Source organism: Amycolatopsis rhabdoformis (genome assembly GCF_035918295.1).
Taxonomy (GTDB): Bacteria; Actinomycetota; Actinomycetes; order Mycobacteriales; family Pseudonocardiaceae; genus Amycolatopsis; species Amycolatopsis rhabdoformis.
In genome coordinates this window covers 8,070,644-8,090,180 of the sequence record NZ_CP142149.1, presented here as the reverse complement: position 1 = coordinate 8,090,180, position 19,537 = coordinate 8,070,644, and the positions used below count along the sequence as shown (strand labels likewise).

The 19,537-nt window shown below is 70.1% G+C and carries 16 protein-coding genes, 1 tRNA gene and 1 pseudogene; 9 read left to right on the top strand and 9 right to left on the bottom strand.

Going from position 1 to position 19,537, the window contains the following annotated elements:
• The 3 genes from VSH64_RS37315 to VSH64_RS37305 all read right to left on the bottom strand — a co-directional run bounded on the left by VSH64_RS37315 (position 1) and on the right by VSH64_RS37305 (position 2,149).
• Positions 1-858: an ABC transporter permease gene (locus VSH64_RS37315; protein WP_326567455.1), complete on the bottom strand. Its 858-nt coding sequence runs from the start codon at positions 856-858 to the stop codon at positions 1-3.
• Positions 858-1,751 (bottom strand): ABC transporter ATP-binding protein, encoded by an 894-nt coding sequence (locus VSH64_RS37310; protein WP_326567454.1) that lies wholly within the window; start codon positions 1,749-1,751, stop codon positions 858-860. Before VSH64_RS37310 ends, VSH64_RS37315 begins: the two co-directional genes overlap by 1 nt.
• A gap of 315 nt (positions 1,752-2,066) precedes the next feature.
• A tRNA-Leu gene (locus VSH64_RS37305) sits at positions 2,067-2,149 on the bottom strand.
• A gap of 132 nt (positions 2,150-2,281) precedes the next feature.
• Here VSH64_RS37305 and VSH64_RS37300 point away from each other — a divergent pair.
• From VSH64_RS37300 to pknB, 7 genes and pseudogenes are all read left to right on the top strand, one after another.
• Positions 2,282-3,559, top strand: a complete 1,278-nt coding sequence (locus tag VSH64_RS37300) for a DUF3662 and FHA domain-containing protein (RefSeq protein ID WP_326567453.1) — start codon at positions 2,282-2,284, stop codon at positions 3,557-3,559.
• 101 nt (positions 3,560-3,660) lie between these two features.
• On the top strand, positions 3,661-4,122 hold the full coding sequence (locus tag VSH64_RS37295) for an FHA domain-containing protein FhaB/FipA (RefSeq protein WP_037718919.1): 462 nt from the start codon (positions 3,661-3,663) through the stop codon (positions 4,120-4,122).
• Positions 4,119-5,525, top strand: a complete 1,407-nt coding sequence (locus tag VSH64_RS37290) for a PP2C family protein-serine/threonine phosphatase (RefSeq protein WP_326567450.1) — start codon at positions 4,119-4,121, stop codon at positions 5,523-5,525. The genes VSH64_RS37295 and VSH64_RS37290 overlap by 4 nt, the downstream gene beginning before the upstream one ends.
• Positions 5,525-7,066, top strand: a complete 1,542-nt coding sequence (locus VSH64_RS37285; protein WP_326567449.1) for an FtsW/RodA/SpoVE family cell cycle protein — start codon at positions 5,525-5,527, stop codon at positions 7,064-7,066. The genes VSH64_RS37290 and VSH64_RS37285 overlap by 1 nt, the downstream gene beginning before the upstream one ends.
• Complete coding sequence (locus VSH64_RS37280) at positions 7,063-8,526, top strand: peptidoglycan D,D-transpeptidase FtsI family protein (RefSeq protein ID WP_326567447.1); 1,464 nt, start codon at positions 7,063-7,065, stop codon at positions 8,524-8,526. The genes VSH64_RS37285 and VSH64_RS37280 overlap by 4 nt, the downstream gene beginning before the upstream one ends.
• 3 nt (positions 8,527-8,529) lie before the next feature.
• Complete coding sequence (locus VSH64_RS37275; protein WP_326567446.1) at positions 8,530-9,855, top strand: serine/threonine-protein kinase; 1,326 nt, start codon at positions 8,530-8,532, stop codon at positions 9,853-9,855.
• Positions 9,852-11,804 (top strand): annotated as a pseudogene (pknB, locus tag VSH64_RS37270) (Stk1 family PASTA domain-containing Ser/Thr kinase); the annotation flags it as partial. The gene VSH64_RS37275 and the pseudogene pknB, both read left to right, overlap by 4 nt.
• Positions 11,805-11,971: 167 nt before the next feature.
• Here the strand turns inward: pknB and VSH64_RS37265 are convergent.
• The 4 genes from VSH64_RS37265 to VSH64_RS37250 all read right to left on the bottom strand — a co-directional run bounded on the left by VSH64_RS37265 (position 11,972) and on the right by VSH64_RS37250 (position 14,790).
• Entirely contained in the window at positions 11,972-12,295 is a 324-nt protein-coding gene (locus VSH64_RS37265; RefSeq protein ID WP_326838133.1) for an effector-associated constant component EACC1, read from the bottom strand.
• Between the two features lie 409 nt (positions 12,296-12,704).
• Positions 12,705-13,349, bottom strand: coding sequence for a hypothetical protein (locus tag VSH64_RS37260; protein WP_326567445.1), 645 nt, complete (start codon positions 13,347-13,349; stop codon positions 12,705-12,707).
• Positions 13,337-14,137 (bottom strand): ABC transporter ATP-binding protein, encoded by an 801-nt coding sequence (locus VSH64_RS37255; RefSeq protein ID WP_326838132.1) that lies wholly within the window; start codon positions 14,135-14,137, stop codon positions 13,337-13,339. The genes VSH64_RS37260 and VSH64_RS37255 overlap by 13 nt, the downstream gene beginning before the upstream one ends.
• 8 nt (positions 14,138-14,145) lie before the next feature.
• Entirely contained in the window at positions 14,146-14,790 is a 645-nt protein-coding gene (locus VSH64_RS37250) for an aminodeoxychorismate/anthranilate synthase component II (protein WP_326567444.1), read from the bottom strand.
• 111 nt (positions 14,791-14,901) lie between these two features.
• Here VSH64_RS37250 and VSH64_RS37245 point away from each other — a divergent pair, with 111 nt between their 5' ends.
• Entirely contained in the window at positions 14,902-16,221 is a 1,320-nt protein-coding gene (locus tag VSH64_RS37245; RefSeq protein WP_326838131.1) for an FAD-dependent oxidoreductase, read from the top strand.
• 12 nt (positions 16,222-16,233) lie between these two features.
• Here VSH64_RS37245 and VSH64_RS37240 read toward each other — a convergent pair whose 3' ends face one another.
• Both VSH64_RS37240 and VSH64_RS37235 read right to left on the bottom strand, forming a co-directional pair.
• Positions 16,234-16,890 (bottom strand): response regulator transcription factor, encoded by a 657-nt coding sequence (locus VSH64_RS37240; protein ID WP_326567443.1) that lies wholly within the window; start codon positions 16,888-16,890, stop codon positions 16,234-16,236.
• A complete protein-coding gene (locus tag VSH64_RS37235) occupies positions 16,830-18,647 on the bottom strand; it encodes a sensor histidine kinase (protein WP_326567441.1) in 1,818 nt (605 codons plus the stop codon). The genes VSH64_RS37240 and VSH64_RS37235 overlap by 61 nt, the downstream gene beginning before the upstream one ends.
• 175 nt (positions 18,648-18,822) lie before the next feature.
• Here VSH64_RS37235 and VSH64_RS37230 point away from each other — a divergent pair, with 175 nt between their 5' ends.
• The gene (locus VSH64_RS37230) at positions 18,823-19,533 is read left to right on the top strand and encodes an ABC transporter ATP-binding protein (RefSeq protein ID WP_326567440.1); all 711 of its coding nucleotides are present in this window, start codon (positions 18,823-18,825) and stop codon (positions 19,531-19,533) included.
• Positions 19,534-19,537 lie beyond the last annotated feature (4 nt).

Genomic DNA, 19,537 nt, shown 5'->3' with positions numbered 1-19,537 from the left:
CTAGCTCGACCGCTTCGGGTCCCACTTGAAGAAGCGCTTGCCCAGGCCGAGGGAAACGCCGATCCAGGCACACAGTAGCCCCAGCGGCATGACGCACGCCCTGAACGACTCCAGGAATCCCACTTGGTGCGGAAGCTGCGCCGTCGCCGGATTCGACGCGAAGTCGCGGCCGAGGTACGCGGTGCGCAGGATTTCCACGACCGAACTCGACGGCAGGTACTGCACCGGCACCTGCAGGAAGTGCGGCATTTCCGACAGCGGGAAAACGATTCCGGACGCGAACATCATGAGGAACAGGAATGGCGTCACGATCCAGGTCGACACTTCGCTGGTGGGCAGCAGACCCGACACCCCGATGGCCAGCACCGCGAACGTGAACGCCCCCAGCACCACGCCGACCAGCAGCAACAGCGGGTTCGCCGGTGCGGGTGCGCCCAGGTACGTGAGCCCGAAAACGAGCAGCACCACCACTTGCGCGATGCTCGTGACCGAACCGCTCATCGCTTCCCCGGTCATGATCGCGGTGTCCGGCAACGGCGTGCCGCGAAGGCGTTTGTAAATCAGTTTTCCGCGCCGGCTCGTGGCGGAGTTCACCACGTTGTAGACGATCCAGACGAGGACGAAGCCCATCATTCCCGGCAGCAGGTACACCCCGCCGTCGACGCCCGCGATGGCGCCCTTGCCGTGCTGGCTGGCGGGCAATCCGATGCCGAGCCCGAGCGGAATGAGCACCCCGGTGAGCGCGAATCCGAGATCGCGCCAATGCACCTTCTGCGACAGCAGGAACTGGGACCAGCAGTAGCGCCAGAATCCGAGCGAGCGGCGCGGCCCCGCGTACGGGGGAGCCATGGCAGTCATCAGCGCTCCTTCGCGCTCGTAGCGAGGGCGGCTTCGTCGGCCACCTTGAGAAAGACGTCTTCCAGCGAGTTGCGCCGCACCTCGAGGTCCGAGAGCCGCGTGCCGGCCCGGTAGGCCCAGTCGAGCAGCCGGTGCAGGTCCGCCTGCGGGTCCTGGCTGGTGAGCTCGTAGTGGCGCCCGTCCTCGGAAACGCCGGCCAACTCGACCGGCACCGCCACCTCGCTCACGAACGTGACCGTCGACCCGTGATCGGCCCCGATCACCTCGTCCACCGACCCGTGGCGCATGATCCGCCCGCGATCCATGATCGCCACGCGGTTCGCCAGGTACTGCGCCTCTTCCATGTAATGCGTGGTCAACAGGATCGCCATCCCCCCGGCGACCATGTTCTCCAGCACGTGCCACGTCCGCCGCCGAGCCTGCGGATCCAACCCGGTCGTCGGCTCGTCCAGGAACAACAGCTCCGGCCGCCCCAACACCGCCAACGCCAGATCCAGCCGCCGCCGCTCACCCCCGGACAACTTCCCGACCCGCGTACCAGCGACCTTCCCCAGATCCACCAGCTCCACGGCCTCGTCCACCGTCATCGCGTCGGCCGTGAACCTCCGCCACGCCCGAATGGACTCGACCACCGTCAGATCATCGAAGAACCCGGCCTCCTGCAACATGATCCCCACCCGCGGCGCCACCTTCTCGCGCTCACTGGCCGGATCCACCCCGAACACCCGCACACTGCCGGCACTCGGCCTCCGGTACCCCTCCAGCACATCCATCGTCGACGTCTTGCCCGCGCCGTTGGTCCCCAGCAACCCGAAGACCTCACCGGCCCGCACCGAAAAGCTCAACCCCTGAACGGCGACGAAGGAGCCGTACTCCACCCTCAGCCCGTCCACCTCAACAACCGTCTCCCTACCCATGCCCCAACCCTGGCGGCACACCCCCCACCCCCCACAGACACAGCCCTCACGAAGACGACATGAATCCCCCACGCCCCCCACATGACAAACCTCATAACCCCAGCTCACAGCCACGGGTCTAAACCACACCGCGGGGATCCGAGGGCCCGGCCCCACCTCGAAACTCACCGGGGCAGCCCACGTCACCACCGCACCGTGGGGGTCCGGGGGCTCGGCCCCCGGGAAAAGGACGACCTCCGCCAAACGGGAAAGAGGCCCGGTCGCGCTAGCGACCGGGCCTCTGAACACAAGTGGGCGAGGAGGGAGTTGAACCCTCACGTCCTTTCGGACACACGGACCTGAACCGTGCGCGTCTGCCATTCCGCCACTCGCCCGAGTTGCTTCACTCTCTGACAGCCAGCAAAGCGTAGCAGGCGGTTTTCACGGGTTTCAGCGGGGGCCGTGTCGAGGCTTCCTCTCCCGGATAGGATCGGTGCGGAAGCACACGTGCGAGGAGGTCACCCCAGGTGGGTCGGGTAGAGCGCTTCGACAGGCGTCTCGAGAACCTCGTGGGGAACACCTTCGCGCGCATGTTCGGTGGCAACGTCGTCACGCAGGAAGTGGCGGTGGCGCTCGAGCGGGAAGGCGAGGAAAACGTTCGTGAGCTGGCAGGAGGTCGGCAGCTCGCCCCGAATCACTACATCGTGTCCTTGGGGCAGGCTGACCACGATCGGATGGCCGGTGACGAGCAGCGGGTCACTGCGGTTCTCGCACAAGCTGTGGGCGAACACCTCGCCGAGCACGGCTGGGAGACCTATGGTGACGTCGTCGTATCACTCGAGCGCAACGAGGCGCTGCATACTGGACAGTTCAAGACCCGTTCGTCCGTCGATCCCGACGCCCACGCGAGTGGACCCGGTGGCTCGTCACGGTCGGCACGACCCAGCAACGCAGGAGACCCAGCAATGAGCCAGCCCCCCGGATACGGCCAATACGACCAGGGTGACCCGTACGGCCAGCAGGGCCAGTACGGCTACGGACAGCAGGGTGGCCAGCAGCCCGGGTACGACCAGGGCTATGGCCAGCAGGGCGGTTACGAGCAGCAGGGTTACGGCCAGCAGCCCGGCTACGACCAGTACGGCCAGCCCCAGCAGGGCGGCGGTGCCGCTCAGCCCGGCTACGACCAGGGCTACCAGCAGGGTGGTTACGACCAGGGTTACGGCCAGCCCCAGCAGGGCGGCTACGACCAGTACGGCCAGCCGCAACAGGGCGGCGGTGCCGCTCAGCCCGGCTACGACCAGGGCTACCAGCAGGGTGGTTACGACCAGGGTTACGGCCAGCCCCAGCAGGGCGGCTACGACCAGTACGGCCAGCCCCAGCAGGGCGGTGGCTACGGCCAGCAGCCCGCGGCGGACCCGTACGGCCAGCAGCAGGGCGGTTACGGCCAGGCCCCGGCCGACCCGTACGCCCAGCAGGGTGGCTACGGCCAGGGCGGCGCGCCCGCGGCCGGACGTCAGCTCGCGGCGAGCCTGCAGCTGGACGACGGCTCGAACCGCACGTACTCGCTGAAGCAGGGCGGGAACGTGGTGGGCCGTGGCCAGGACGCCGACTTCCGCCTGCCCGACACCGGTGTTTCGCGCCGGCACCTGGAGATCACCTGGGACGGCCAGAGCGCCACGCTCGCCGACATCGGGTCCACCAACGGCACGACCGTGAACGGGACTCCGGTGCAGACGTGGCAGCTCGCCGACGGGGACGTCATCCGGGTGGGTCACTCTTCGTTGGTGTTCCGAACCCAGGGCTGACCAGAGGCCGGTGACGGGGTTCCCGCAGAATTGTCTTGCGGGGGGATCCGCGGTGCGCGCGCGCCGCGGCTTGCAGGCAGAGTCGGGAGCGGACACAACAAGTGCCAGAGCTGGTCGTTCAACTCACCAGAGTGGGCTTTCTCGTGCTGCTCTGGCTCTTCGTGTTCGCCGCCCTGCGGGTCGTCCGTTCGGATCTCTACGCCGCGTCCGGCCTGCGGGTGCAGGTGCCCTCGTTCCGTCGCAACAAGGAGAAGAAGCCGCGGGGCAGCAAAGCCCCGCAGCAGCTCCTGGTGACCCACGGGGCGCTGGCGGGTACCCGGATCGCGCTCGACGGCCGGCCGATCCTGATCGGCCGGGCCGACGACTCGACGCTGGTGCTCGACGACGACTACGCGTCGACCCGTCACGCCCGCATCGCGCTGCGCGGGGAGGATTGGTACGTGGAAGATCTGGGCTCGACGAACGGGACCTACCTCGACCGGGCTAAGGTCACTGCACCCCTCCGGGTCCCGCTCGGAGTCCCCATCCGGATCGGCAAGACGGTGATCGAGCTTCGCCCATGACTCTCGTCCTCCGCTACGCGGCCCGCAGCGACCGGGGCCTGGTTCGTTCGAACAACCAGGACTCCGTGTACGCCGGCCCTCGCCTCCTCGCGCTCGCCGACGGTATGGGCGGTCACGCGGCCGGTGAGGTGGCCAGCAAGGTCGTCATCGCCTCCCTCGCCCCGCTCGACGACGACGAACCGGGCGATGACCTGCTCGGTCAGCTCCGTGAAGCCGTGACCAACGGCAACGCGGCGATCGCCGAGCTCGTCTCGCAAGATCCCGATCTCGACGGCATGGGCACCACGCTCACGGCCGTGCTCTTCGCGGGCAACCGCCTCGGAGTCGTGCACGTCGGCGACTCGCGTGCCTACCTGCTGCGCGGTGGCCAGTTCGCGCAGATCACCCGCGACGACAGCTTCGTCAACGAGCTGCTGGAGCAGGGCCGCATCACGGCCGAGGAGGCCGCGGTGCACCCGCAGCGGTCGCTGCTGCTGAAGGCGCTCACCGGGCACGAGGTCGAGCCGAGTCTCACCGTGCGCGAAGCGCGTCCCGGTGACCGGTACCTGATCTGTTCCGACGGTCTGTCCGGCATGGTCTCCGACGAGACGATGTCCGAGGCGATCCGCATCCCGGACCCGCAGGACTGCGCGGACCGGATGATCGAGCTCGCCCTCAAGGGCGGTGGTACGGACAACGTCACCGTGATCATCGCCGACGTGGTCGACGTCGACTTCGGTGACGACGCCCCGATCGTGGGCGGCGCCGCCGGCGACGGCAGCGACGAGCAGCACCAGGGCGATTCGCCGGCCGCGCGGGCCAGGGCGCTCACGCAGCCGCCGCCTCAGCCGCGGCCGGAGCCGCAGGCGTTCGAGGAAGACCCGAAGGCCAAGCGCCGCAAGCGGTTCCGGTGGCTCGTCGGCGCGGTCGTGGTGCTGATCGTGCTGGCCGCGGCCGCCATCGCCACGCGCTACTTCGTGCTCAGCCAGTATTACGTCGGCGAGGGTCCCGACCAGGAGGTCGTGATCTACCGCGGGGTGCCGGGCAGCATCCTGGGCATCCAGCTGCACTCCTTCGAGCAGGGCTCGTGCCCGCCGGGGACGCTGTGCACCGACAAGCTGCGCGTGCCGGCTCTGCAGGAGGACGCGCGCATCGCTGTGCAGAACGGCGTGAAGCGCGACAGCCTCGACGACGCGCGCACGTACATCGACGACTTCCTGCGGCTGCGCAAGCAGCTCACCGACTGCCCGCCGGTCACCCCCGGCACCACTTCCGGCGTGCCGACGGCCCCCGGCGGCCCGCCGGCGTCGTCCTCGAGCAACGCTGTTCCGCCGCCTTCGGGTGGCGCGTCTTCGTCGGCGAACCAGCCTGCGGGGAGGGACTGCTCGGCGTCGAGTACGGCGCCGACAGGAGGCGGTAACTGATGGGTCAGCCCCTGGCCGACCCGTTGTCGGCCCAGTTCGCGACCAATCCGCCCCGGGAGCTGCCCAAGCGCCGGGGCACCGAGCTGTTGCTGCTGGCGTTCGCCGCGTTCATCGTCACCCTCGCGCTCGTGCTCGTGGAGGCCAACCAGGAGCAGGAGCTCACGCTCTCGATCCTGTGGCTGGGCCTCGCCTACCTCGGGGTGCTCACCGCCGCGCACCTCGCCGTGCGCCGCTGGGCGCCGTACGCCGACCCGGTGCTGCTGCCGTGTGTCGCGCTGCTCAACGGCATCGGGCTGGTGATGATCCACCGCCTCGACCTGGCCGAAGCCGAGCAGGCGGCGCAGAAGGGCAGCGAGTACAGCCCCGAAGTGACCAAGCAGGTGCTGTTCACGGTCATCTCGCTGGCGCTGTTCGTGGTGGTGCTGATCGTGGTCAACGACCACCGCACCCTCACCCGCTACGGCTACACGTTCGGCCTGATCGGCATCGCGGCGCTGGCGCTGCCGGCGGTGCTGCCCTCGAGCCTGTCCGAGGTCAACGGCGCGAAGGTCTGGCTCAAGCTGCCGTTCTTCTCGATCCAGCCCGGTGAGTTCGCGAAGATCCTGCTGATGATCTTCTTCGCGTCGTTCCTGGTGTCCAAACGCGACTTGTTCATGGTGGCGGGCAAGAAGGTCCTCGGCGTGGAGCTCCCGCGCGCGCGGGACCTGGGCCCGATCCTGATCGCCGCGGCGGCGAGCATCGGCATCCTCGTGTTCGAGAAGGACCTCGGCACTTCGCTGCTGTACTTCAGCATCATCCTGGTCATGCTCTACGTGGCGACCGAGCGCGTGATCTGGGTCGTCGTCGGGCTCACGTTCTTCATCGGCGGCTGCATCATCGCCTACAACCTCTTCACGCACGTGCAGCAGCGCGTGGAGAACTGGATCAACCCGCTGGGCCCGCGCTACGACGAGCTCGGCGGCTCCTACCAGCTCGCGCAGGGCCTGTTCGGCCTCGGCACCGGCGGGGTCGGCGGCACCGGTCTCGGCGCGGGCAGGCCGGACATCGTGCCCGCGGCGGGCACCGACTTCATCACCGCGTCGATCGGCGAGGAGCTGGGCTTCATCGGCCTCGCCGCCGTGCTGATGCTGTACTTGCTCATCGCGATGCGCGGCATGCGCAGTGCGCTGGCCGTGCGCGACACGTTCGGCAAGCTGCTCGGCGGCGGGCTCGCGTTCACGATGGTGATGCAGATCTTCGTGGTCGTCGGCGGCGTCACGGCGCTGATCCCGGAAACCGGGATCACGGCGCCGTTCCTGTCCCAGGGCGGTTCGTCGCTGCTCGCGAACTACATCCTGGTGGCGCTGCTGCTGCGCATCTCCGACGCCGCGCGCAAGCCGGTGAAGCGCGCGAAGCCGCAGCAACAGCAGGCCCCGATCGCCGAGGCGCACACCGTGCTGGTGCAGCGCCCGCCGGCCGGTGGCAACGGCAATGGCAACAACGGCAACGGCAATGGCGCCTCTGGCGCGGCGAACCCCGCCGCGGACGGGAGGACCGCGTGAACACCCCGCTGCGCAAGGTCGGCATGGCGATGCTCGTGATGATCGTGCTGCTGCTGGCCAACGACACCTACATCCAGGTCGTGAAGGCCGACGACTACCGCACCGACCCGCGCAACCAGCGGGTGCTCTACGACGAGTACTCACGCCAGCGCGGCCAGATCGTCACGCCCGACGGCGTGGTGCTGGCCGGGGTGAAGGCCTCGAGCGACAAGTTCAAGTTCACGCGCACCTACACCGACGGCCCGATGTACGCGCCGGTCACCGGCTTCTACTCGATCAACTACGGCGCCGGCGGCCTCGAGCGCGCCGAGGACGACGTGCTCAACGGCTCCGATCCGCGGCTGTTCGTGCGCCGCCTGTCGGACATGGTCACCGGGCGCGACCCGCGCGGCGGCAACGTGAAGCTCACGATCGACCCGAAGGTGCAGAAGGCCGCGTACGACCTGATGACCCAGCACGGTTACACCGGTGCCGTGGTGGCGATGGACCCGAAGACGGGCCGCATCCTGGCGATGGTGTCCACGCCGTCGTACGACCCGAACACGCTGGCCTCGCACGGCAAGGACCAGAACACCGCCTGGGCCAACTACTCCAAGGACCCGAAGAACCCGATGCTGAACCGGGCGATCTCGGAGACCTACCCGCCGGGGTCCACGTTCAAGATCGTGACCGGGTCCACCGCGCTGCAGAACGGCATCGGCCCCGACACCGTGGTGAGCACCGACCCCAACGTGAAGCTGCCGGGCACCAACACCACGCTCGAGAACTACGGCGGCGAGACCTGCCCCGGCAACACGTTCAAGGACGCGCTGGCGCACTCGTGCAACGTGCCGTTCGCGACGTTCGCGGGCCAGCTCGGCGCCGACAAGATCAAGGCGACGGCGGCCAACTTCGGCATCGGCCAGACCGACCTGACCGTGCCGATGAAGGTGGCGCCCTCCACCGTCGGCGCGCTCGACTCGCAGGCCGCGCTCTACCAGAGCGGCATCGGCCAGCGCGACGTGCGGCTCACGCCGCTGCAGGACTGCCTGCTCGCCGCCACCGTCGCCAACGGCGGCATGGCGATGAAGCCGCAGCTCGTGCAGTCGATCCTGGCGCCGGACCTCTCGACGATCGAGGACGTGGACCCGGAACAGCTCACCGGCACGCCGGCGCTCTCGCCGGAGAACGACCAGATCATGACGCAGATGATGATCGCGTCGGAGAGCTTCACCGCGGGCAAGGGCAAGGACCCGGCGCTGAAGATCGCGTCGAAGACCGGCACCGCGGAGCACGGCACGGACTCGAAGAACACCCCGCCGCACGCGTGGTACACCGCGTTCGCGCCGTCGGACAACCCGCAGATCGCCGTGGCGGTCATCGTGGAGAACGGTGGCAACCGCGGGCTCGCCGCGACGGGTGGCTCCGTCGCCGCCGAGATCGGCCGCGCCGCCATCGCCGCTCGTCTCGGGGGTGGATAGCCGATGCTGTCCTCGGGTCAGCTGCTGGCCGAGCGCTACAAGCTGACGAACCGGATCGCCGTCGGCGGGATGGGCGAGGTCTGGCAGGCGAGTGACACCCGGCTCGACCGGGTCGTCGCGGTGAAGGTACTGAAGGCCGAGCTCTCGGGCGACGCCGAGTTCCTGCACCGGTTCCGCACCGAGGCGCGGATGACGGCGTCGCTCAACCACGCCGGGATCGCCGCGGTGCACGACTACGGCGAGACCTTCGCCGGGTCCGACGGCGGCAGCGCCGAAGACGCGCTGCCGATCGCGTACCTGGTCATGGAGTTCGTGGAAGGCGACCCGCTCGCGGGCATCCTCGCCAAGCACGGGCGCCTGTCGGCCGACTACACGCTCGACCTCCTCGAGCAGGCCGGCACCGCGCTGCAGGCCGCCCACGAGCAGGGCCTGGTGCACCGCGACGTGAAGCCGGGCAACATCCTCGTGACGCCGGCCGGGCAGGTGAAGATCACCGACTTCGGCGTGGCCAAGGCCGCGCACGCCGCCCCGGTGACCCGCAACGGCATGGTCATGGGCACGGCCCACTACATCGCGCCCGAGCAGGCGCTGGGCCACGACGCCGAGCCGGCCAGCGACGTGTACTCGCTCGCCGTGTGCGGGTACGAATGCCTCGCGGGCCACCGGCCGTTCCTCTCGGAGAACTCGGTGAGCGTCGCGATGATGCACATCCGCGACGTGCCGCCGCCGCTGCCGCCCGACGTGCCCCCGGGTGCGCGCGCGGTCATCGAAGCCACGCTGGTGAAGGACCCCCGGCAGCGCTACGCGAGCGGCGGCGAGTTCGCCGCGGCCGTCGCGGCCATCCGGGCCGGGCACCCGCTGCCGACGCCGCTCGGCGTGGTCAACGCCGCCTACGCGGCCGGCCAGGTCCCGCCGTCGCCGGCGCCGGGGCTGCCCCAGCCCGGCCTGGCCCAGCCCGGCGAACACCCCCACCTGCCCCTCGGCCCCGGTTCCAGCCCCGGTTTCCCGCCGGTACCAGGCGCGGTGCGGCAAGCCGGGCACCCGCCCGTGCCGCGGCGGAGGAGCCAGTGGGGCTGGTGGGTGCTGCTCGCGGTGATCGTGGTCGCCGTGATCGTGGCGGCGGCGTTCGTCATCGCCAAAGTGGTGGGCGGCGGCAACGGACAGCCGGCGAGAAGCGTGGACACAGGCAGACCGGCGCCGGTCGAGCCGGCCGGCCGGCCCGCCGGACCGACCGCGGGCGGACCCGCCGAGCCGGGTGCGAGCGACAAGCAGGGCCTGCAAGGCATCATGAGCACACCTTGGACGGAATGGAACGGCACACAGAGATGAGCACACCCAGACTGCTCTCCAATCGGTACGAGCTGGGCGAGACGCTCGGCTACGGAGGCATGTCCGAGGTCCACCACGGACTCGACGTGCGTCTCGGCCGGGAAGTCGCGATCAAGGTCCTGCGTGCCGACCTCGCTCGCGATCCCCAGTTCCAGGAACGCTTCCGCCGCGAGGCGCAGAACGCGGCGGCGCTGAACCACCCGGCGATCGTGGCGGTCTACGACACCGGTGAGGCCAACACCGAGTTCGGCAACCTGCCCTACATCGTCATGGAGTACGTGGAGGGCCGGACGCTTCGCGACATCGTGAAGACCGAGGGCCCGATGTCGCAGAAGCGGGCCATGGAGGTCATGGCCGACGTCTGCGCCGCGCTCGACTTCTCGCACCGCCACGGCATCGTCCACCGCGACGTGAAGCCCGCCAACGTGATGATCACGAAAAACGGCGCCGTGAAGGTGATGGACTTCGGCATCGCTCGCGCGATGCACGACGGCCAGTCGGCCATGACGCAGACCGCCGCCGTGATCGGCACCGCGCAGTACCTCTCGCCGGAGCAGGCGCGCGGTGAAGCCGTCGACGCGCGCTCCGACGTGTACGCCGCCGGTTGTGTGCTCTACGAACTCATCACGGGCGAGCCGCCGTTCACCGGTGACTCGCCGGTGGCCGTGGCCTACCAGCACGTGCGGGAAGACCCGAACCCGCCGTCGTCGGTCAACCCGGCGGTGACGCCCGAACTCGACGCCGTGGTGCTCAAGGCGCTGGCGAAGGGCCCGGCGAACCGGTACCAGTCGGCCGCCGAGATGCGCTCGGACCTCGTGCGCACGCTCTCGGGCCAGCGTCCGTCCGCGCCGATGGTGATGTCGGAGGACGAGCGCACCCAGGTCATGAACCAGGACCGCCGGCAGCCCCAGCGCTACGAGGAGTACGCCGAGGAGCCGGACGAGGACCCGAAGGCCAAGCGCCGCAACCGCACGATCCTCGCCGTCGTGGCCGCGCTGCTCGTGGCCGGCGTGATCCTGCTGATCATGTGGCTCAACGGCGCGTTCCGCTCCCAGGCCACCACCGCGACGATCCCGGGCGTGGTGGGCCACCAGGCGTCGCTCGCGAAGACAGAGCTGCAGACCGCGGGCTTCTCGTCGTTCGCACCGAACAAGAACGTGGTGTGCGGCGCGCCGGACCCCAGCACCAACCCCAAGGGCCTGACCTGCACCGACGACCAGGTCGGCAACGTCATCTCGATCGACCCGGGGGTCGGCGACAACGTCGCGACCACCACGCAGATCCAGCTGTACGTGGGTGCCAAGCAGAACACCTCGACGGTGCCGGACCTGACCGGGAAGACCGCGGACGACGCCGGGAAGGCGCTCACGGACGCCCACCTGAAGCTGGGCACCACCACGAACGAGAACGTCGACAACCCGGACGACGTCGGCAAGGTCATCCGGCAGGACCCGACACCGAACTCGACCGCGCCTCAGGACTCGACGGTGAACATCGTCGTCGGCGGCTCCGTGAACCTCAAGCAGGTGCCGGACACGACCGGCAAGGACTACAACGACGCCAAGAAGCAGCTCGAGGGCCTCGGGTTCTCGGTCAGCCGCACGGATGTGGACTCGAACCAGCCGAAGAACCAGGTGGTGAACCAGCAGCCGAACGGCGGCCAGGTCCAGCCGGGTTCGAAGATCACGCTGTCGGTTTCCAAGGGTCCGCAGAGCTTCACGATGCCGAACCTCAAGGGGCAGACCGAGGACCAGGCGACGCAGACGCTGCAGCAGATGGGCTGGTCGGGCAACATCACCGTCCAGTCGGTGCACTTCGGCGCCGGCCAGCCCGGCACGGTCATCAAGTCCGACCCGGGCGCGGGCCAGACGATCTCGCCGACGCAGAACGTCACGCTCACGATCCTGGAGCAGGACGACGGCGGCACGCCGACGAGCTCGGGCAACCCCGGCAGCGGTGGTCTGCCGCCGGGCTTCCCCCGGGGCGGAACTGATCACCCGCTGAAACGCGACAGGGCCCGCACGGTTTTCCGTGCGGGCCCTGTGCTTTCCCGAGAAGTCCGGGTCGAACTTCGGTTCTGTTCTGGTCAGCGCTGTTCGGGTCGGTGCTGTTCCGGTCAGTCCTGTTCCAGGAAGCCGCGAACGCTCGCCAGCACGGCGTCCACGTCGCTGCCCGACCCGCAGTCGACGTCGAGCTCCTCCACCGCCCCGGACCGCTTCAGCGTGAGCAGCACGCGCTCGTCACCGCGGCCCTTGCGCAGCCAGCCGAACAGGGAGCGGCACAGCGTGGCGACCGAGCGGCTGCTCACCATCACGACCACGGTGTCCCCCGCCGCGTCGCCCGCCACGGATCTCTCGGCCAGCCGGACGCGGTCGCGAAGCTCGTCTTCGGAGCGCAGCCACGAAGCGAGCTGGTGCAGCTCGGCATCCGAGCCGGCCACGGTGATCGCGGCGATACCGGCCGTCACGACTCTCCCCTCACGGGTGAACAGACGGCGCGAGGGTAACCGACGCGTCGCTCCGGAGGAAGACCAGCACCCTGCATTGCTACCTGCAATTTGCAGATCACTCCGAGCGATCGTTTTCGGCCGGGCACCGGCATCCGCCGGGGGCACGGGCGCGTCGTGCCGCCGACGAATGCCGGTGGACCGGTGGACCCACCCGCGGCGCCGGAGCGTTTCCCGACGCCGCGGGCTCTCTCCGCAGCAGTATTCGCTGCTGGCCGGTGTCACCCGGGTGGGTGGAGGCAAAACGTTAGCGTGCCGGGGGTGACCTCCGGAAGATCCGAACGGAAAATTGCCATGTGCAATTTGCAGTTTCACGTCGGAGTGCACCGGGATCGCTCCGAAGTCAGGCCCGCCGGCCCGCCAGCCACCCGACGGCGCCGGCGCTCACGCCCAGCGCGACCACCGACGTCACCGCGGCGAGCACGAGCGCGCCGCCGTAGGGCGCGTCGTTGGTGAGCGCGGTGATCAGCGGGTGGACCAGCGGCACCCACTTGCCCAGCAGCACGAGCCCGAGCACGAGCACGGCCGCGAGCACCGTCCAGCCGATGCGCCCCACGAGCAGGCGCGAGCACGGCAGCCCGATCGCGATCCCGAGCAGTCCGCTCGCCAGCAGGCTCAGCAGGCCGACGCCGAACGCCGGCCAGTTCAGCTGCCACGTCCTGATGCCCGACCACACGATCGTGATCACGATCAGCACCACCAGGCAGCCGAACACCGCGAGCACCGCGCCGCCGATGGTGCGCAGGCGGCTGCGCGCGTGGCTGAGCGTGACGAGCCGCTGCACCGGATCCTCGATGTCGAGCACCGCGATCGTGAGCCAGCAGCCGAGCACCACCAGGGCGCCGCTGCTCACGCCGTAGAGCGGCAGCACCGGCGAGTTCGGGTCGGAGTAGAGGATCACCGACAGCGCGAGGTAGGCCAGCAACGCCGGCAGGTAGCGCTGCGAATGGCCCAGCAGCGCGAGGTAGTAGCGGCTCACGGCGAGCACGGCGCCACCTCCCGCACCGACCAGCCGCCCGAAAGCGCGCGCAGCAGCACGGCGTCGGCGCTCGTGGCGTCGACGGTGAGCACCACGTGCGGTCCGTCGGCGATCGCGTGGCGCACGCCGGGTTCCGCCGTCCAGTCGGTGCCGGTGCCGGCGAGCACGATCCGTGTGGCCGGTGCCCCGTCACGCGTTTCCTGCACCGTGAGGCGGCCGTGGTCGATGCCGTGGACGGTGTCGGCGTGCTCGCGCACCACGGCCGGCCGGTGGTCGGTGAAGACCACGCTCGCGCCGCGCGCCCGCGTCTCGGCCACCAGCTCGCCGAGCACCGCGTGCGTGCCGACGTCGAGGCCCGACCACGGCTCGTCGAGGATCAGCAGCTCGGGCCGCGCCAGCACGGCCTGCGCGAGGCCGACCTTCTGCGCGTTACCCTTCGAGAGCGTGCGCAGCTGCGCGTCGGGCCCGCCGACCAGCGCGAGCCGCTCCAGCAGCGGGTCGATGGTCGACAAGTCGACCGAACCGCGGATGCGCGCCAGGTGGCGCAGGTACGAGCGCGCGCTCAGCCGCTGGCCACCGGGGAAGCGGTCGGGCAGGTAGCCGATCGTCGGGGTGCCCTCGACCGTGCCGAGGCTCGCGCGCGAAACGCCCGCCAGGATGCGCAGCAGCGTGGACTTGCCGGAGCCGTTGGCACCGAGGATCCCGAGCACGCGCCCGGCGGGCACGGTCAGGTCGACGCCGTCGAGCACCAGCTCGCCGCCGCCGTACCGCTTACCGACTCCGCTGAGCCGGATCAGCGGGGTCGTCACGCAGCGGCGGCCTTCTGCAGCGCCTTCGTGGCGCGTTCCAGCTCGTCGACCACCTTCGGGTCCACGGGGTGCCCGGCCGAGGCCAGCCAGGTGGCCAGCATTCGGTGGCCGCCCTCGGTGAGCACGGACTCGGGGTGGAACTGCACGCCTTCCAGCGGCAGCTCGCGGTGGCGCATGCCCATCACCACACCGGATTCGGTGCGGCCGGTGATCTCGAAGATCTCGTCGCGGATCGTCTCGGGCAGCACGGTGAGCGAGTGGTAGCGGGTGGCGGTGAAGCCGTCGGGCAGGCCGGCGAGCACACCCTTGCCCTCGTGGCGGACCTCGCTGGTCTTGCCGTGCAGCAGCTCCGGCGCGCGGTCCACGGTGGCGCCGAAGTGCACGCCCAGGGCCTGGTGGCCGAGGCAAACCCCGAGCATCGGCGTGCTCGACTCGGCGCACTTCGCGATGACCTCGATGCTCTGACCGGCGCGCTCGGGCGTGCCCGGGCCGGGCGAGACCAGCACGGCGTCGAACTCGGGCACCCGCTCGAGGTCGACCACGTCGTTGCGCCACACCGTGCAGTCGGCACCGAGCTGCGCCAGGTACTGCACCAGGTTGTAGACGAAGCTGTCGTAGTTGTCGACGACGAGTACGCGCATGCAGTCACCTTAGCTGCTCCCACCTGCTGGACCGTACGCCAGATCACAGTGAAAGTTAGGTAGCCCTAACTTACCGTGGGTTCGGTGAGCCGATCCCTTCGCGTAGCGGTCGTGGGCGCCGGCCCCGCCGGTATCTACGCCGCCGACATCCTGGACAAGTCAGACGCCGACGTGCAGGTGGACCTGTTCGAGCGCATGCCAGCGCCGTTCGGGCTCATCCGCTACGGCGTCGCGCCCGACCACCCGCGGATCAAGGGCATCGTGACCGCCCTGCACAAGGTGCTCGACCGGCCGAACATCCGGCTGCTCGGCAACGTCGACTACGGCACCGACGTGAAGCTCGACGAGCTGCGCGAGTTCTACGACGCCGTGATCTTCTCCACCGGCGCGATGGCCGACCGGCCGCTCGACATCCCGGGCGCCGACCTCGACGGCAGCCACGGCGCCGCCGACTTCGTGTCCTGGTACGACGGCCACCCCGACGTGCCGCGCACCTGGCCGCTGGAAGCCACTTCCGTCGCCGTGCTCGGCGTCGGCAACGTGGCCCTCGACGTCGCGCGCATCCTCGCCAAGACGGCCGACGAGCTGCTCACCACCGACATCCCGGCCAACGTCTACGAAGGGCTCAAGGCCAGCCCTGTCACCGACGTGCACGTGTTCGGCCGCCGCGGCCCGGCGCAGGCGAAGTTCACGCCGCTGGAGCTGCGCGAACTCGACCACTCGCCGAACGTCGAGGTGATCGTGCACCCCGAGGACATGGAGTTCGACGAAGCCAGCATCACCGCGCTGCGCGCCTCGAAGCAGACCGACATGGTCGTGAAAACGCTGCAGGAGTGGGCGATCCGCGACGAAGGCACCCGCCCGAAGCGGCTGCACCTGCACTTCTTCCACTCACCGGCCGAAGTCGTCGGCGAAGACGGCCGCGTGACCGGGCTGCGCACCGAGCGCACCGAATACGACGGTGAAGGCGGCGTGCGCGGCACCGGCGAGTTCCACGACTGGGACGTGCAGGCCGTGTACCGCGCGGTCGGTTACCTGTCTTCGCACCTGCCGGAGGTCCCGTTCGACCACGTCGCCGGCGTGGTGCCGAACCAGGCCGGGCGCGTGCTCGACCTCGACGAGAACCAGCTGCCCGGCGTGTACGTGACCGGCTGGTTCAAGCGCGGTCCGATCGGCCTCATCGGCCACACGAAGGGCGACGCGGCCGAAACCGTCGCGAGCCTGCTGGCCGACGCCGACACACTGACGCGGCCGAAGTACGACTCGCCCGACGCGATCCTCGATTTCCTGAGCGGGCGCGGCATTCCGTTCACCACGTGGGAAGGCTGGGGCCGGCTCGACGCGCACGAGAAGTCGCTGGGTGAGCCGCACGGCCGCGAGCGGATCAAGGTCGTGGAGCGCGACGAGATGATCCGGGTCTCGCGCGACTAGCGGGCCGGCGGACTAACCGGCACCGAGGTAGGCGAGCACGGCCAGCACGCGGCGGTTGGTGTCGTCGGACGCGGCGATGCCGAGCTTCGCGAACAGGTTGGCCGTGTGCTTGCCGACCGCGCCCTCGCTGAAGTGCAGGCGCGCGGCGATCGCGGCGTTGGAACAGCCCTCGGCCATGAGTTCCAGCACCTCGCGTTCGCGCGGGGTCAGCGCGGCGAGCGGGTCGTGGGCGTTGCCCGCCACCAGTTTCGCGATCACCTCGGGGTCCATGGCCGTGCCGCCGTCGGCGACGCGACGCACGGCGTCCACGAACTGCTCGGCGTTGAACACGCGGTCCTTCAACAGGTAGCCGACGGCGCCGGTGCCGTCGGCCAGCAGCTCGCGCGCGTAGAGCTGCTCGACGTGTTGGGACAGCACGAGAATCGGCAGGCCGGGCATCTCACGCCGCGCGGCCAGCGCCACCTGCAGGCCTTCGTCGGTGTTCGTCGGCGGCATGCGAACGTCCACAACGGACACGTCCGGCCGGTGCTCCCGCAGCGCCGCAGCGAGTTCGGGACCCGAGCCGACCGCGGCCACCACGTCGAAGCCGTGGGCGGTGAGCAGGTGGGTCAGGCCGTCCCGGAGGAGGTACTGGTCTTCGGCGATGACGGTGCGCGGACGGTCTGGCACGGCACCTCCAGGATCGCCTCGGTCGGCCCGCCCGGCGGGCTGGTGAGGCTCAACGTACCGTCGAAGGCCCCGAGCCGGCGCTCGATCCCGCGAAGACCCGAGCCACGCGCGGCTTCGGCGCCACCGCGGCCGTCGTCGGTCACCACCACGCGCAGCACGCCTTCGGCATAGGTCAGCGCGATCGAAACCCGTTTCGCACCAGCGTGTTTCGCGGCGTTGCCGAGCAGCTCGCACACCGCGAAGTAGGCACACGCCTCGGCCGGCTGCTCGACCCGAGCCGGCACCTCGGCCGTCACGTCGACCTTCAGCGGGCTGTCGAGCGCGACCGCGCGCACGGCGTCGACGAGGCCACGCTCGGAAAGCACCGGCGGGTGGATGCCGCGCACGAGCAGCCGCAGCTCCGTCAACGCTTCGGCCGACGCGGCGCGCAGCTCAGCCGCCAGCTGCTTCGCGGCCTCGGGATCGTGGTCGATCAACGCCTCCACCGCACCGAGCTTCAGACCCATCGCCACGAGCCGCGACTGGATGCCGTCGTGTAGGTCGCGTTCGATGCGGCGCAGCTCGGCCGCCTGGGCCACGGTCACGTCGGTGCGCGACTGGTCCAGTCGCGCCACGCGCTGCGCGAGCCGCGTGGCCTCCGTCGGCCCGAGCCACACGCGGACGAAGCGGGCCTGCTGACGGGCCAGCCACGGGGCGGGCGCCAGGCCGGCGACGAGCAGCACGAGAGCGAGCGGGGTCTGCGCGAGCGCGCCGAGGTGCGTCGACACCTCGGGCAGCGGGTACCACTGGACCGGTGCCGCCACGAACGGCCGCCAGCCCCACAGGAGCACCAGCCCGGTGAGGCCCCAGCCGAAGCACACCACCGTGGGCAGCGTCAGCACCAGCGACACCAGCGGGATCAGCGCGCCGCCCGCGAGATCGCGCCAGGTGGCCCGGTCGCGCAGGATCCACTGCGTGCGAGCGCGCTGCACCGGCCACCACGGTTCGTCGTAGAGCTGCTTGCCGACCTGGTAGAGCCCGTCGGCCCGCGGCACCGGCAGGCCCGGCGGCGGCAGGTACGGCCGCGCGATGTGCACGCCGGTCCAGTTGCCGGCCTCGCGGCGCAGGGTGTCGGACACCGTGCGGCAGCCCACCACGAGCGGCGCGGCCATCGGGGCCGCACCGACGATCACCACGAGCTGCCAGACCGAGAAGACCAGGTGCACGAATCCCAGCGCGAGGATGCCGAGCTGGTGACCCAGCGCTTCGACGTGCCGGTGCAGCCAGCGTTTGCGCGGGGCGACGACCGGGCGCGGGCCGAGCCAGTAGCGCGTCCAGCGGCCGTACCAGCGCAGCGCGCGGCGGCCGGCGACGAGCGAAACCAGCGCCGTGACCAGGGCGAACGCCGGGTTGAGCACCTGCCAGCCGAACTCACGAGAGGTCGCCGGATCCTCCATGATCCACGTGAAACGTCGGTTCCAGCGGATCCACCACGCCCGTTTGTAGAGCTGGTTGCCGTCGCGGAACCAGCCGTCGGACTCGCGTTCGGGCTCCGCCGGCGCCGGCCGGTACGGCGGCGCGACCTCGACCTCGCACCACCGGCTCACGAGCTCCCGCGTGCGCGCCGAGCGGCCGCGCGCCCAGTCGACGGCCGGGGTGAAGAAGAAGACCAGCCCGACGCACAGCACCAGGAACGCGACGAGCTCCACGAGCGCGTCGGCCCAGCTCAGCAGCGCGAGCCCGGCGAGGGCGAACGCTCGTCGGATCGAAACCACCACGGCCCCCTCCCCTCGCGTCGAGTTCGTAGTGTGGCCGAACCCAGGCCTCGCGCGCACTGGCCGAAGCCCCCCTGCCGGGGTGGGCCCAGCCCCACCCTGACCCCAACGAAACCCCACCTGAGCTGGGGTTTCAGTACCATTCTGCCGGACGCGGAGCGCTTTTAGCGTTTCCGGCATGCCACTCATCGAAGTCACCGAGCTCCGCAAGACCTACGGCAAGCGGGTCGCGGTCGACGGCGTTTCGTTCACCGTCGAGCGCGGCGAGATCTTCGGCATCCTCGGCACCAACGGCGCCGGCAAGACCACCACCGTCGAATGCCTGCAGGGACTGCGCACCCCGGATTCCGGCACGATTTCCGTACTGGGCCTGGATCCGGCGAAGGACGCGGCCCGGCTGCACCAACGCGTCGGCGTGCAGCTGCAGGACGCGCGGCTGCCGGAAAAGCTGCGGGTGGCCGAAGCGCTCGAGCTGTTCGCCGCCTTCTACCCGCACCCGGCCGACGTCGGCTCGCTGCTGCGGCGGCTGCGTCTCGAAGAACACCGGACCACGGCGTTCGGCAAGCTTTCCGGCGGCCTGCGCCAGCGGCTCTCGATCGCGCTCGCGCTGGTCGGCAACCCCGAGATCGCGATCCTCGACGAGCTCACCACCGGCCTCGACCCGCACTCGCGCCGCGAGACCTGGCAGCTCGTGACCGGCGTGCGCGACTCCGGCGTGACGGTGGTGCTCGTGACCCACTTCATGGACGAGGCCGAACGGCTCTGCGACCGCGTCGCCGTGTTCGACGCCGGCCGGATCATCGCCACCGGCACCCCGGCCGAACTCCGTGCCACCACTGGACAATCCACTTTGGACGACGCGTTCGTCACCCTCACCGGACGGAGCTGAGCAC

Excerpts from the sequence above, each read along its gene's own strand:
- VSH64_RS37230 (WP_326567440.1), top strand. The coding sequence starts at position 18,823 with ATGCCACTCATCGAAGTCACCGAGCTCCGCAAGACCTACGGCAAGCGG.
- VSH64_RS37250 (WP_326567444.1), bottom strand. The coding sequence starts at position 14,790 with ATGCGCGTACTCGTCGTCGACAACTACGACAGCTTCGTCTACAACCTG.
- VSH64_RS37285 (WP_326567449.1), top strand. The coding sequence starts at position 5,525 with ATGGGTCAGCCCCTGGCCGACCCGTTGTCGGCCCAGTTCGCGACCAAT.
- VSH64_RS37275 (WP_326567446.1), top strand. The coding sequence starts at position 8,530 with ATGCTGTCCTCGGGTCAGCTGCTGGCCGAGCGCTACAAGCTGACGAAC.
- VSH64_RS37290 (WP_326567450.1), top strand. The coding sequence starts at position 4,119 with ATGACTCTCGTCCTCCGCTACGCGGCCCGCAGCGACCGGGGCCTGGTT.
- VSH64_RS37315 (WP_326567455.1), bottom strand. The coding sequence starts at position 858 with ATGACTGCCATGGCTCCCCCGTACGCGGGGCCGCGCCGCTCGCTCGGA.